General features: G+C 70.6%; 12 protein-coding genes, 1 tRNA gene and 1 pseudogene. 12 read left to right on the forward strand and 2 right to left on the reverse strand.

The genetic code is table 11. From position 1 onward, the window contains the following. Window positions 1-66 precede the first annotated feature (66 nt). The gene (locus DO944_RS15310; RefSeq protein ID WP_112618013.1) at window positions 67-2,739 is read right to left on the reverse strand and encodes a phosphoenolpyruvate carboxylase; all 2,673 of its coding nucleotides are present in this window, start codon (window positions 2,737-2,739) and stop codon (window positions 67-69) included. 117 nt (window positions 2,740-2,856) lie between these two features. Here DO944_RS15310 and DO944_RS15315 point away from each other — a divergent pair, with 117 nt between their 5' ends. The 10 genes and pseudogenes from DO944_RS15315 (at window position 2,857) to DO944_RS15360 (ending at window position 11,848) form a co-directional block, all read left to right on the forward strand. Then, on the forward strand, window positions 2,857-3,516 hold the full coding sequence (locus DO944_RS15315; RefSeq protein ID WP_112618014.1) for a MazG family protein: 660 nt from the start codon (window positions 2,857-2,859) through the stop codon (window positions 3,514-3,516). A 31-nt stretch (window positions 3,517-3,547) separates the two neighbouring features. Beyond that, window positions 3,548-4,804: a histidine--tRNA ligase gene (gene hisS / locus DO944_RS15320; RefSeq protein WP_220118382.1), complete on the forward strand. Its 1,257-nt coding sequence runs from the start codon at window positions 3,548-3,550 to the stop codon at window positions 4,802-4,804. A 280-nt stretch (window positions 4,805-5,084) separates the two neighbouring features. Further along, window positions 5,085-5,624 (forward strand): annotated as a pseudogene (locus DO944_RS15325) (SGNH/GDSL hydrolase family protein); the annotation flags it as partial. 96 nt (window positions 5,625-5,720) lie between these two features. After that, on the forward strand, window positions 5,721-6,398 hold the full coding sequence (locus DO944_RS15330) for an O-methyltransferase (RefSeq protein ID WP_112618045.1): 678 nt from the start codon (window positions 5,721-5,723) through the stop codon (window positions 6,396-6,398). 98 nt (window positions 6,399-6,496) lie between these two features. Next, window positions 6,497-7,777 (forward strand): phosphopyruvate hydratase, encoded by a 1,281-nt coding sequence (eno, locus tag DO944_RS15335; protein WP_023950384.1) that lies wholly within the window; start codon window positions 6,497-6,499, stop codon window positions 7,775-7,777. 31 nt (window positions 7,778-7,808) lie between these two features. After that, the gene (locus tag DO944_RS15340; protein WP_240309863.1) at window positions 7,809-8,279 is read left to right on the forward strand and encodes a septum formation initiator family protein; all 471 of its coding nucleotides are present in this window, start codon (window positions 7,809-7,811) and stop codon (window positions 8,277-8,279) included. A gap of 104 nt (window positions 8,280-8,383) precedes the next feature. Next, the gene (locus DO944_RS15345; RefSeq protein ID WP_112618047.1) at window positions 8,384-8,854 is read left to right on the forward strand and encodes a DUF501 domain-containing protein; all 471 of its coding nucleotides are present in this window, start codon (window positions 8,384-8,386) and stop codon (window positions 8,852-8,854) included. Continuing rightward, a complete protein-coding gene (locus DO944_RS15350) occupies window positions 8,851-10,116 on the forward strand; it encodes a S8 family serine peptidase (protein WP_240309862.1) in 1,266 nt (421 codons plus the stop codon). Before DO944_RS15345 ends, DO944_RS15350 begins: the two co-directional genes overlap by 4 nt. A gap of 43 nt (window positions 10,117-10,159) precedes the next feature. Beyond that, window positions 10,160-11,596, forward strand: coding sequence for an NAD(P)/FAD-dependent oxidoreductase (locus DO944_RS15355; RefSeq protein WP_112618016.1), 1,437 nt, complete (start codon window positions 10,160-10,162; stop codon window positions 11,594-11,596). 179 nt (window positions 11,597-11,775) lie between these two features. Next, window positions 11,776-11,848: transfer RNA gene (locus tag DO944_RS15360), tRNA-Leu, on the forward strand. Here DO944_RS15360 and DO944_RS15365 read toward each other — a convergent pair. After that, entirely contained in the window at window positions 11,808-12,716 is a 909-nt protein-coding gene (locus DO944_RS15365; protein WP_258524808.1) for an EamA family transporter, read from the reverse strand. The two genes, DO944_RS15360 and DO944_RS15365, sit on opposite strands and share 41 nt — an antisense overlap. A 42-nt stretch (window positions 12,717-12,758) precedes the next feature. Here DO944_RS15365 and DO944_RS15370 point away from each other — a divergent pair, with 42 nt between their 5' ends. Continuing rightward, window positions 12,759-13,238 carry a MarR family winged helix-turn-helix transcriptional regulator gene (locus DO944_RS15370; protein WP_112618017.1) on the forward strand — a complete coding sequence of 160 codons (480 nt, stop codon included), beginning with the start codon at window positions 12,759-12,761 and terminating at the stop codon, window positions 13,236-13,238. A gap of 78 nt (window positions 13,239-13,316) precedes the next feature. Then, window positions 13,317-13,883: a LemA family protein gene (locus DO944_RS15375; RefSeq protein WP_112618018.1), complete on the forward strand. Its 567-nt coding sequence runs from the start codon at window positions 13,317-13,319 to the stop codon at window positions 13,881-13,883. The last annotated feature ends 24 nt before the right edge of the window (window positions 13,884-13,907 follow it).

Genomic DNA, 13,907 nt, shown 5'->3' on the forward strand with positions numbered 1-13,907 from the left:
TGGCCGAGCGGGCGGGACCCGATCCACGCTAGCGGGCACGACGGTGCCCGCCCGGCCATATGACGATCACCCGGTGTTCTGGAGGCCAGCCGCGACGCCGTTGACGGTGATGAGCAGCAGGCGCTGCCACTCGGGCGGGATGGGTGCGTCCTGCTCGGTCGAGCGGAGCACACGCAGCGCCCGCAGCTGCAGGAGCGAGAGGGCGTCGACGTACGGGCTGCGCATCTTCACTGCGCGCTGGAGCACGGGCTTGTTGGCGAGCAGACCGTCGCCTCCCGCGATGCGCACGACCCAGTCGCGGGTGAGCAGCATCTCGTCGACGACGAGCTGTGCGAGATCATCGCGGTCGGCGAGCGCGAGGTGTCGACGAGCCATGCGCGGGTCGGCCTTCGCGAGGCTCATCGCCACGTTGTCGATGACCGTGCGCAGCAGGGGCCACTGCTGGTACGCCTCACGCAACAGCGCTTCGTCCCCGACCGCCTCGAGCGCGGTTCCGAGCCCGAACCAGCCCGCGAGGTTGATACGCGCCTGCGTCCAGGCGAAGACCCACGGGATCGCGCGCAGGTCTTCGAGCGACTCGACGGACAACCCGCGGCGCGCCGGGCGCGAGCCCAGGGCGAGGAGGCCGATCTCCTCCATCGGCGTGACGGCGGCGAACCACGGGGCGAACCCGGGTGCCTTCACGAGGGAGAAGAAGCGCTGGCGCGAGGCGGCATCCATCGTCGCCGCCACGTCGGCATACCGCTCGGCGGCTCGGCTGTTGCGCTCTTCGATCGACGGCGCGGAAGCGAGCAGGATCGCGGCGGCCACCTGATCGATGTGGCGCAGGGCGATGTCGGGGTCGCCGTAGCGGGCGAAGATGACCTCACCCTGCTCGGTGAGCTTGAAGCGGCCGTCGACGGAGTGCGGCGGCTGCGCGAGGATGGCGGAGTTGGCGGGCCCGCCGCCGCGGCCGAGAGCGCCGCCGCGGCCGTGGAAGAGAGTGAGCTCGATGCGCTGCTCCTGCGCCCATGCCGCGATGCGTGCCTGCGCCTCGTAGAGGGCGAGGTTGGCTGCGACCGGTCCGACGTCCTTCGACGAGTCGGAGTAGCCCAGCATGACCTCCAGACGCCGGGCGGTCGCGTCGAGGCGCGCGGCGAACGCCGGGTGGTCGACGATCTCGGCGAGAATTCCGGGCGCCGCCTGCAGATCGGCGAAGGTCTCGAACAGCGGGATGACGTCGAGTACCGGCGGGGTCCCGTCGGGACCGACGGCGTGACGCGCGAGGGCGTGCACGTTCGCGAGATCGTCCGCCGACTGCGTGAACGACACGATGTAGCGTCCCGCGGCCCGCGGGCCGAAGCGCTTCTGCACCTGCGAGATGGTGCGGAAGACCTCCAGGACCTCGTTCGCGAGATCGCTCAGCTCGCCGCCCGCCTCGCACTCGGCGAGGACCTTGGCGTGGACGGCGGAGTGCTGCCTGACCTCGAGCTCCGCGAGGTGGAAGCCGAAGGTCTCGACGGCCCAGATCAGCTGCTGGAGCGCGCCGAAGGCCTGGCGCTTGGCGCCGGCCTCGTCGAGCGAGCTCTGCACGACACGCAGGTCGGCGAGGAACTCCTCGGGGTCGCTGTAGGCGAGGTCGGCGTTGCGCGCACGGGTGGCGCGGATGCGGCGTGCGAGCAGCATCATGACGCGCTTGTGGTGCTCCCCGGGGGCGCGCTTCACGGCGTTGGCGGCGCCCTCGTCGTCGGACGCGGCGAGGCGATCCCACAGTGCTCGCAGCGCGGGACTCGGGGGCGTCGTGTCTCCCGACATAGTCAATCCGCGGCCGACGCGCTCGGTGCTGCGCTCAAGGCCGAGGAGCACGTGCTCGGCGGCGATGCCGGCGGCCTTTTTCGTGACCGACGCGGTGACGAAGGGGTTCCCGTCACGGTCGCCGCCGACCCATGTACCCAGACGCACGAACGGCGCCACCACCGGGGGACGGCTGCCGGCGACCTCGCCCTGCAGGGCGTCGTCGAGACGACGGTAGACCAGCGGGATCGTCGTGTAGAGGGTGTCGTCGAACACGGCCATGACGGCGCGGACCTCGTCGGTCGGCGTCGGCTTCTCGGCGCGCAGCGGCGACGTGCGCCAGAGCGTGTCGATCTCCTCGAGCATGCGGCGGCGGGCCCGTCGGTGCTCGGCGCCACCGGCAGCGGAGTTCTCGAGCGTCTCGAGCAGGGTCACGAGCCTCCGGATGCTCTGCGAGACCGCGCGGCGACGTGCCTCCGTGGGGTGCGCCGTGAAGACGGGGTGGAAGCGCAGTTCGCGCAGCCGGCGCGCCGCTTCGTCCTCGCCCACCTCGGACGACAGCTGCGCGTATGCGGCGGGGATGGAGTCGCTCGCGCTGTCCTGGTCGGAGATGCCCGCGCGCTCGCGCAGCAGACGGACACGCTGGTGTTCCTCGGCGAGGTTCACGAGGTGGAAGTACACGGTGAAGGCGCGCGCGACTTCGTCCGCACGCGAGACGCTGAACGACTCGGCGATCGCCGCCGCGCGCTCGAACGCTTCGGGCGAGTCATCGGTGTACGCCTGGATCGTGGCGCCTCGCAGGCGCTCGACGTCGTCGAAGAGGCCGGGCGAGCCGCTCTCTCGCAGCACCTGGCCCAGCATCGAGCCGAGCATCCGGACATCGGCGCGCATCGCCTCGGGAATCTCTTGCTCGGCCTCGTATCGGCCGACGAGATCGATGGCTTCGGTTCGGGTCAGCTCGCGCATGCCTCCAAAGTACTGGCACGCGCGACCGCGCTTTGACACGGGCGTCATACACGCGGCGTCGGGCGCCGCTGTGTTACGGCGGGGCTAGCCTGGGACCGCCCCGTACGAAGGAGCCCGATGTCCGATCCGCTGCGTGACGCCGCCGAGACGATGCGCGCCGTGCGCGAGCGATGCGTGTGGACGGCGCAAATCTCTCATCGCGATCTCGTCCCGTACCTCATCGAGGAGTCGGCAGAGGTGGTGGATGCCGTCGAAGCGGGCACCGCGGCTGACCTTCGCGAAGAGCTCGGCGACCTTCTGTGGCAGGTGCTCTTCCACGCTGAGATCGCGTCGCGGTCGGCATCCGACCCGTTCGACATCGACGACGTCGCCCGGGGTCTGACCGAGAAGATGGTGCGGCGGCATCCCCACGTTTTCGGCGACGCGACGGCCGAGACTCCCGAGCAGGTGCTCGTGCTCTGGAACGCCGCGAAGTCGGCCGAGAAGCGCGCGCGCACGAGTGTGCTCGACGGAGTGTCCGCCCACATGCCGACGCTCGCCCTGGCCCAGAAGATGCTCGCCAAGTCGGAGTCCATCCTGTCGGCCGCACCGGCGCCACCCGCGGAACCGCCCGCCGACGAAGCCGGGCTCGGTGACGCACTGCTCGCGCTCGTCGCTCACGGCCGCGCCCAGGGCTGGGATGCCGAGCGCGCCCTCCGCGAACGACTGCGCACCCTGGGCGCCGACATCCGCGAGGCCGAGGGCACCAGTGGCGCCGCCGCCGACCTGGAAGGATAGGACGGTGCCCACCGTGAACCCGCCGCGCGGCATGCGCGACTTCCTTCCCGCCGACAAAGCCCGCCGCGAGCGCGTTCTCGCCGTCGTCCGCGAGCGCTACCGAGCGCACGGCTTCGACGAGATCGAGACACCCGTCATGGAGGAGTACGGACGTCTGCACGCCGGAATCGGCGGCGACAACGAGAAGCTCGCTTACAACGTGCTCGCGCGCGGACTCGACGCCGACGGCATCCGCGCCGCGGCGGACGACCCTGCCGCGCTCACCGATCTGGGGCTGCGCTACGACCTGACGGTGCCGCTCGCCCGCTTCTACGCCTCGCACCGTGCCGAGCTGCCCACGGTGTTCCGCGCAATCCAGATCGCGCCGGTGTGGCGCGCCGAGCGGCCGCAGAAGGGTCGCTACCGGCAGTTCGTGCAGTGCGACATCGACATCATCGGCGACGCGACCTCGCGAGCGGAGGCCGAGCTGATGACGGCGAGCCTCGACGCTCTCGACGCGCTCGGGCTGACCGGTGCGTCGGTGCGCATCAACGACCGGCGCGTGCTCGATGCGATGCTCGCGACGTTCGGGTTCGCCGAGTCCGAGCGCCCGGGAGTGCTCATCACGATCGACAAGCTCGACAAGCTCGGGACGGACGGCGTCGTAGCCGAGCTGCGCGAGCGTGGTGCCACCCCGGCCGCCGCGGACGCGTTCGAGGCGTTCCTCCGCCGCCCGCAGTCGGATGCCGCGGCCTTCGACGCCGACGGCATCCGCTCGCGACTTCCCGAGGGCGTCGGCGACGACGTGATCTCGCACCTCGTCGGCATCGGCGAGGCCGTGCGGTCGGCGCGGGGCGGGTCGACCGAGGTGCCGCTCGTCTTCGACCCGTTCCTCGTGCGGGGCATGGGCTATTACACCGGCACGATCTTCGAGCTGGCGCACCCCTCGGTGTCGTACTCGCTCGGCGGGGGCGGCCGCTACGACGGCATGATCGGCCGGTTCCTCGGCTCGGACGTGCCGGCCGTGGGCTTCTCGCTGGGGTTCGAGCGGCTCGTCGACCTGCTGGGCTCGTCGGCGGGCGATGACCGCACCGGCGTCGTGCTCGTCCACGATCGTGACGTGCCGCTGCCCGAACTCCTCGCCGCGAAGGCACACCTTCTCGCGACCGGTTCGCGAGTGCGGCTCGAGCAGCGCCCGAAGAACCTCAAGGCGCTGCTCGAGCGCGCCGCTGCCGACGGCTACGCCGCCTTCGTCGCGCTGCGTGCGGGGGAGGACGTCGGATCGGTCGAGCCACGCCCCATCGACTGAGGGACTCCCGACGTCGTTCGCGCGAGCGTCGGACACTCTTCCGCGCCCGTTCACTCGACGGTGTTGTGCTGGCGTCATGACCACACCTGTCGTGCGCATCGCCGCGGCCGTCGGCGGCGCCGTTCTCTCGGCTGGAGCAGTCGCGCTCGCCTCGGGCGTCGTGCTGGCGCGGCAGGCCGCGCTCGCGCGGGAGCGGATCGGCAAGCCCCTGGGTGAGTTCGCCCTCGACGCCGACCGGCTGTGGCGCCGCTCCTATGCGGGCGAGCCGGTGCGTCTGGTCATGCTCGGCGACTCGCTCGCCGCGGGCCTCGGGGCCGAGCGTCGGAAAGACACTCTCGGCGGACGGCTCGCGCGCGGACTGGCGAAGCGGGCGCGCCGCCCCGTGCGGCTCCGGACCGGCGCCGTCGTGGGCGCGGAGTCATCGACGCTGCCGGACCAGATCGCAGCCCTCGGCGACGATGCCGCAGCCGATGTCGCGGTGATCGTGGTCGGCGGCAACGACGTCACGCACCGCATCCCCGCCGCTGACGCGGCTCGCAGCCTCGCCGACGCCGTCGAGACGTTGCGCGCTCGGGGGTGTGCGGTCGTGGTGGGCACCTGTCCGGACCTCGGGGCCCTCCGACCGGTCCCGCAGCCGCTGCGGAGCTTCGCATCGCGCGCGTCGCGGGCGCTCGCGCAGGCTCAGGAGACCGCGGCGCGGGCAGCCGGCGCGCGGGTCGTCTCACTCCGCCGCGCTGTGGGACCGGTGTTCGTCGACAATCCGGACGAGATGTTCTCCCTCGACCGATTCCACCCGAGCGCACTCGGGTACCGGCGCACCGCTGACGCGCTGCTCCCGGCGGTCGCCGCCGCCCTCGACGAGGTGATGACGGAGCGGATGCTGGCGCGCGCGGACGCCGTGCGGTTGGCTGAGAGCATGACGACCGACCCCACTCCCGACAGCTGGCGGCGTACCGACGCGTACCTGACGGCGACTCTCGTGACGCCCGATCCGGATCTGGATGCCGCCCTCACCGATCAACGCGAGGCCGGGCTTCCCGCCATCGAGGTCTCACCGCTCAGTGCCAAGCTCCTGCAGCTGCTCATCCGGATCGGTGGCGTTCGCCGGGTCCTCGAGATCGGCACGCTCGGCGGCTTCTCGACGATCGCGATGGCGCGCGTCCTGCCGGCGGACGGACGGCTGCTGACCATCGAGGCCGAGCCCCGGAACGCGGAGGTCGCCCGAGCGAGCATCGCGCGCGCCGGCGTCGACGACCGCGTCGAGGTGCGCGTCGGACGCGGCGCGGACGTGCTCCCCGACGTCGACGAGGAGTTCGATCTGGTCTTCATCGACGCCGACAAGGAATCCAACACGATCTACCTCGATCACGCCGCGCGGCTGACCCGGCCCGGCGCGATCGTCGTCGTCGACAACGTCGTGCGTGCGGGCCGCGTCAGCGACCCGGCGACGGAGGACGAGCAGGTGGCCGGCACCCGCCGAGGACTCGAGATGCTCGCCCGTGATCCGCGCTTCGAGGCGACCGCGCTGCAGACGCTCGATCTCAAGGGTTGGGACGGGCTCGCGATCGCACTGCGGGTCGACCCCGCGTCATAGTCCCGGCAGACCCGGTGGCGGCGGCTCCGGTCATCACTAGACTCAGAGTGGACCGACGACGCTCCACGACTCACCCTCCACAAGCAAGGAGTACCCCTGTGGCACTGATCGAGGCTGTAGGCGCACGCGAGATTCTGGATTCGCGTGGCAACCCGACCGTCGAAGTGGAGGTGCTCCTCGACGACGGCATCGTCCAGCGCGCGGCCGTCCCCTCCGGCGCATCCACCGGCGCGTTCGAGGCGTACGAGCTCCGCGACGGCGACAAGAGCCGCTACGGCGGCAAGGGCGTGCTCAAGGCCGTCACCGCCGTCATCGACGAGCTCGGCCCCGCCATCGAGGGCGTCGACGCGAGCGAGCAGCGCATCATCGACGAGATCCTCATCGAGACCGACGGCACCGAGAACAAGTCGCGCACCGGCGCGAACGCCATCCTCGGCGTCTCGCTCGCCGTGGCCAAGGCGGCCGCCGATTCGGCCGACCTGCCGCTGTTCCGCTACCTCGGTGGCCCGAACGCGCACGTCCTGCCCGTGCCGCTGTTCAACGTCATCAACGGCGGCGAGCACGCCGACAACGGCATCGACATGCAGGAGTTCTTCCTCGCGCCGATCGGCGCCGAGACCTTCAGCGAGTCGCTGCGCTGGGGTACCGAGGTCTACCACGTCCTCAAGGGCGAGCTGAAGGCCGCCGGCTACGCCACCGGTCTCGGCGACGAGGGCGGCTTCGCGCCCGACCTGCCCAGCAACCGCGAGGGCCTCGAGTTCCTCGTCAAGGCGATCGAGAAGGCCGGTTTCAAGCCCGGCTCCGAGATCGCCCTCGGCCTCGATGTCGCGGCGACCGAGTTCTTCAACGACGGCGTCTACCGCCTCGACAACAAGGACTGGAACGCCGAGCAGCTGACGGACTACTACGTGCAGCTCGTCAACGACTTCCCGATCGTCACGATCGAGGACGCCCTCGCCGAGGACGACTGGGACAACTGGACCGCCCTCACCGAGAAGCTCGGCGACAAGGTGCAGCTGGTCGGCGACGACCTCTTCGTCACCAACCCGGCGCGCCTGGCCGACGGCATCCGCCGCAAGGCCGCCAACTCGCTGCTCGTGAAGGTCAACCAGATCGGCACGCTGTCCGAGACGCTCGACGCGATCGCGGTCGCTCACCGTGCGGGCTACACGACGATGCTCTCGCACCGTTCGGGTGAGACCGAGGACACGACCATCGCCGACCTGTCCGTGGCGGTCAACGCCGGTCAGATCAAGAGCGGCGCGCCCGCGCGATCGGAGCGTGTGGCGAAGTACAATCAGCTTCTGCGCATCGAGGAGGAGCTGGGTGACGCCGCGGAGTTCATCGGCCGCGCTGCGTTCCCGCGATTCCAGGGCTGATCTGCGCTGAAACGTGACGAGAGGGGGAGCCGTGGTCAAGACGACGGCTCCCTCTCCTCGTTCCCGGCGGCGGGTGGACGTCCGCGAGTGGATGGGCGGCATCCGCGTGTCGGGCTTCGCCTTCATCATGCTCGGGCTCGTCGTGCTGGCCGCGTGCGTGCTCGTCCCCTCGGTCAGCACCTACCTCGATCAGCGCGCTCAGATCGCAGCGCTGGAGGAATCGGTCCGCGTCAGCCAGGAAGAGGTCGACGCCCTCTCCGCGGAGCGCGAGCAGTGGCGTGATCCGGCCTTCATCATGACGCAGGCGCGCGAGCGCCTGTACTACGTCCGTCCCGGCGAGGTCGTCTACCTCATCGACGACGATCTGCCGGCATCCGCCCTGCCCGATGATCCGGCCGCAGTCTCGAGCGACGTCGAACGCACCCGCACCGACTGGATGTCGCAGTTCGTGCGCTCGGTCGTGACCAGCGGATCCGCTCGAACGGCAGCCACCGGCCCCTGAGGACCGCTGCCGTGCCGCCCCAGGAGTCGGCCAGCGGCGGACGGTAGCCTGTCAGAGTGACTGCTCCCGCTCTGACGCCCGCGACCGACGCCGACCTCGAGGTCATGCGCGAGCAGCTGGGACGCCCGATGCGCGGCGTGGTGGGGATCGCGGCGCGTTGCGTGTGCGGCAACCCGACGGTCGTGTCGACGGAGCCGCGGCTGCCCGATGGCACGCCGTTCCCGACGTTCTACTACCTGACCCACCCCGGTGCCACCGCCGCGATGTCGGCCCTCGAGGCGACCCACGTCATGCGCGAGCTCTCCGACCTGCTGGCCGACGACTCCGACATCGCCGCGGCCTATCAGCGTGCCCACGAGAAGTACCTCGCCGACCGCACCACGTACGGTGAGGTCGAAGAGATCGCGGGGATCTCCGCCGGGGGCATGCCGACGCGCGTCAAGTGCCTGCATGCCGTCGCAGCCCACGCCCTCGCGGCGGGGCCGGGGGTCAACCCCATCGGCGACCTCGCGCTGGAGCGATCCACCTGGTCGCCCGAGCGGTGCACGTGCGCGAACCCCCGGGTGGCCGCGTGACGCGGCGCGTCGGGCGGCTTCTGCGCGCGGCCGTCGTCGGCGTGCTCGTCGTCACCACGGCGACGGCCGGTGCGGTGGTGCCTCCGACAGACCCCGCGCGTCAGGCGGAGTACTGGCTCGACGACTACGGCATCCGCACGGCGTGGCAGACCACGCGCGGTGCAGGTACGACGATCGCGGTCATCGACACCGGCATCGGACGCGGACCGGCCGAGTTCGAGGGGGCGGTCACCGCCGGAGCGGACTTCTCGGGCTCGGGCAGCGCCGACGGCCGCACTCCTGTGGGAGGCGACGACCGCGACCACGGCAGCTGGGTCGCCTCGCTCGCGGCATCCCGCGGCACCGGCCCGGACACCGGGATGATCGGCGTGGCTCCCGAGGCGAAGCTGCTGTCGCTCTCGATCGGCTTCGGCGGCAGCTCCGACATCCCGTTCGCCACGCAGGTCGCCGATGCCATGACGTGGGCCGTCGATCACGGGGCCGACATCATCAACCTGTCGTTCACGACGAACCTGCTCGAATGGGATCCGTCGTGGGACACGGCCTTCCAGTACGCCTACGACCACGACGTCGTGGTCGTCGTGGCCGCGGGCAACCGGGGGACCGGAACCGACCGCGTCGGAGCGCCGGCGACGATTCCGGGTGTGCTCACGGTGGGCGGCGTCGACCGAGGCGGGGTCGCGAGCCAGGAGGCCTCGACGCAGGGCATCACGATCGGCATCTCCGCGCCGAGTGAGGGACTGCTCGGGGTTTCCGCCGACGGACGCATCGTCGTATGGGACGGCACCAGTGGCGCAGCCCCCATCGTCGCGGGCGTCGCGGCCCTGGTGCGCTCGGCGCACCCCGGGCTCGACGCGAACAACGTCATCAACCGCATCATCAAGACCGCGCGCGCGGTGCCCGGCGTCTCGGCGAAGCCCGACCCGCTCTACGGCTACGGACTGTTGGATGCCGCTGCCGCGGTGAACACCGCCGTTCCGGCGGTTTCGGAGAACCCGATGGGTGATCTCGCCGAGTGGGTGCGCATCTACCGTCGGGCAGAGCAGGCGCCGGCGCCGCAACCCTCGACATCGCCGGTCGCGCTTCCGGAGCTCCCGGCCGCGGATCCGCCGTCCGAGGCCGGTTCGCCGCTGCTGCCGAGCCTGAACACGCTCCTGTACGGGACCGTCCCGCTCGTGGGTGTGACCATCGCCGCTATACTGGTGGCGCTCGGCGTCACTGCTGCTGTCCGGCGCATCCGATCGGCCCGCGCGTCGCGCTAGCCGAGCCCCCGATCAAGGAGTTCTTCCGAACGTGTCCACATCTGTGCCCCAGATCCTCGTCGTCGGTGGCGGCTACGCCGGCTTCTACACTGCGTGGAAGCTCGAGAAGCACCTCCGCAAGGGTGAGGCCGAGGTCACCATCGTCGACCCGCTGCCGTACATGACCTACCAGCCGTTCCTCCCCGAGGTCGCGGCCGGTGAGATCGAAGGCCGCCACGTCGTCGTCGGCCTCCGTCGTCATCTCAAGCGCACGAACGTCGTCAACGCGAAGGTCACGAAGATCGACCACGCGAACAAGGTCGCCACGATCACCCCCGCTCAGGGCGAGCCGTGGGAGCACCGTTACGACCAGATCGTCGTGACCGCCGGTGCTGTCTCGCGCACGTTCCCGATCCCGGGCATCGCGGACAACGCGATCGGCCTGAAGACGGTCGAAGAGGCCATGGCCATCCGCGACCGCATCCTCACGAACTTCGACCGCGCCGCGAACCTGCCCGCCGGTCCCGAGCGCGACCGCCTGCTGACCGTCGTCGTGGTCGGCGGCGGCTTCGCGGGCATCGAGGTGTTCGCCGAGCTGCGCGCGATGGCGTCGTCGCTTCTCAAGAGCTACCCCCAGCTCCGTTTCGAGGACACGCACTTCCACCTCATCGAGGCGATGGGCCGCATCATGCCCGAGGTCTCCCTCGAGACCAGCCAGTGGGTCCTCAAGGACCTCGCGAAGAAGGGTGCCAACGTGCACCTCGACACGCAGGTGCAGGGCGCCGAGGGCGGCAACGTCGCGCTGTCGACGGGTGAGGTCATTCCCACCGACGTCATCATCTGGACCGCCGGCGTCATGGCGAACCCGACGGTCGTCCGCGGCAGCGACCTTCCCGTCGAGGAGCGCGGCCGCATCCGCACGCGCGCCGACCTGCGCGTCGGGACGCCCGAGGAGATCGTCGAGGGCGCCTGGGCTGCCGGTGACATCTCGGCCGTTCCCGACCTCACCGGCGGCGGCGTGGGCGGGTACTGCGTGCCCAATGCGCAGCACGCCGTACGCCAGGCAAAGCTGCTCGCGAAGAACCTCGTCGCGGTTCTCCGCGGTGAGACGCCTCGCGAGTACTTCCACAAGAACCTCGGCGCAGTCGCCGGTCTCGGCCTCGGCAACGGTGTCTTCCAGTCCGGCAAGATCGCGATCAAGGGCTTCTTCGCCTGGGTCGCGCACCGCGGCTACCACGGCCTCGCGATGCCGTCGTGGGAGCGCAAGTGGCGCGTCGTCGGCGACTGGTGGATGAACTTCTGGCTCGGCCGCGACAACGTCGCGCTCCAGGGCACGCTCACCCCGCGCGCCGCGTTCGAGGAGTTCGCCGCGCGTCCGCGTCCCGCTCAGCCGGCCGCGGAGAACCCGCAGCCGCCGATCGACCCGAAGAGCGTCGCGAAGGACGAGGGCGCCGCAGCGGTCGCTCCCGCCGAGAAGGACAACAAGGTCGACGCGAACTGATTTCTCCCGTCACGACGAGGCCCCCGCACCGCACGGTGACGGGGGCCTCGTCGTTTCTGCGCAGTGCGCTCAGTTGGCAGGTTGCGCCGCTTCGTGGGGTGCGAGTGGGCGTGTGCTGCCAGGTGAAGGGTCACCCCTGGGCCCGAGCGGCCACCCGGGGGCCGGTAACGTGGGACCGGGCCCCCGTAGCCCAATGGCAGAGGCAGGCGACTTAAAATCGCTTCAGTGTGGGTTCGAGTCCCACCGGGGGTACGTCGGGGATCTTCGGGCCCCGCTGTGCGACGGCGGCGGTCACCGACGCGAGCACCGTGACGAGGCCGGCGGTTTGGAGGGCGCTCAGCGTCTCGCCGGCGACGAGCAGCCCGAGCAGGACCGCCACGACGGGGCTCAACAGCCCCAGGAACGCCGGAAGGCGCGTCGGCAGCGCCCGCACGCCGCGGAACCACAGCACGTAGGCGAGCGCCGTGCCGATGAGCGTGAGGTACGCGCAGGCCCCGAGTTCGGGCGCGGTGGGAAGCGCGTCCGGCAGCGGCTCGAGGAACGCCGTGAGCACCGCGAGCAGGATCCCGCCCGTGACGAGCTGCCACGCTGTGATCGTGAGCGGCGGCTGCCCCGCGCCCCAGCGCTTCGTCAGGACTGTGCCGACGGCCATCGAGACTGCGCCGCCGAGCGCCGCGGCGATACCGATCGGGTCGAGGTCGGCGCCTCCGGGCGCGACGATCATCCCGACGCCGATGACACCGGCGACTCCGGCGATCGACGTCAGCACGGTCAGCCGCTCGAAGAGGATCCACCAGCCGAGCATCGCGACGATGAGCGGCTGGATCCCGCCGACGACGGCGGCGACGCCGCCGGGTAGCCGGTCGGCGGCGACGAAGAGGCACCCGAAGAAAACCGTGAAGTTGAGGGCGCCGAGGATCCAGGCGCGCCACCACCACGACCCGGTTGGCAGCCGCCGGGCCACGAGGAGCAGGATCAGCCCGGCCGGCAGCGCGCGCACGGTCGCGACGAGCAGCGGATGCCCCGGCGGAAGGAACGTCGTCGTGGTCAGGTACGTGGTTCCCCAGACCAGGGGCGCGATGGCGGTCAGGGGAACGAATGCGATCCGATTGCTAAGCACTTAGTCAATATAGCTCAGTGCTTAGCCAGTAGGATCGAGAGCATGGACCGCGTGGATCGGATTCTGGAACAGTGGGCGCGTGAGAGGCCCGGCCTCGACGTGACCCCGATGGCGGTGATCGGGCGCCTCGGGCGGGCGGCGGCCGCCGTCGATGCGCGCCTCGCGGCCACGTTCGCGCGTCACGGTATCGACGCGGCGACCTTCGATGTGCTTGCGACGCTCACCCGGCAGGGGAAGCCCTATGAGCTGACGCCCGCTGAGCTCGCGGCGGATGCCATGATCACCTCGAGCGCCGTCGCCCAGCGGCTGAACCGGCTCGAGGGCCTGGGCTACGTCAGCCGCCATCCTGACCCCGCGGACGGACGGGGGAAGATCGTGCGCCTGACCCCGAAGGGGCTCCAGGTGGTCGAGCGCGTCCTCCCGGACCATCTGGAGACCGAGCGTGCGGTGCTCGCGCCGCTCACCGAGAGCGAACGGTCTCAACTCGCCGTGCTCCTGTCCCGGCTCGCCCCGGGTGGGTAAGACCTGCGAGTTCGCGTGCGTGGCCGGTTCGGCCGGATACGCCCTGGTTAGACTGGTCGCGGAGAAGGGGGACATGCAATGGAGTGGCTGATCCCGGTCATCGTCATCGTCGCACTGCTTGCCGTGATCGGCATCTACCTGTGGGCGACCTACAACTCGCTCGTGGCGTTGAACGTCCGCGTCGACGAGGCCTGGAGCGACATCACCGTGCAACTGAAGCGGCGCGCGGACCTTCTCCCGAACCTCATCGACACGGTGCGCGGCTATGCCGCGCACGAGAAGGCGGTCTTCGAGAACGTCACCCGCGCTCGTGCCGAGATCCTGTCTGCGAACGGGCCGGCTGAGGCAGGAGTGGCCGAGGGGCACGTCCAGCAGGCGTTGAAGTCGCTGTTCGCGGTCGCCGAGGCGTATCCACAGCTCCAGGCGAGCCAGAACTTCCTGCAGCTGCAGCAGGCGATCGTCGACACCGAGGACAAGATCCAGGCGTCGCGTCGCTTCTACAACGGCGGCGTGCGAGAACTGAACACGAAGATCAAGGTGTTCCCCAACAACCTCTTCGCGCGCAGCCTCGGGTTCTCCGAACGAGAGTTCTTCGAGGTTCAGAACGGCGCGGCGATCGCGGAGCCGCCGCGCGTGCAGTTCTGAGCGCACGCTCTGAGACCGCCCCCG

This window comes from Microbacterium sp. SMR1 (genome assembly GCF_003289625.1).
GTDB lineage: Bacteria > Actinomycetota > Actinomycetes > Actinomycetales > Microbacteriaceae > Microbacterium > Microbacterium plantarum.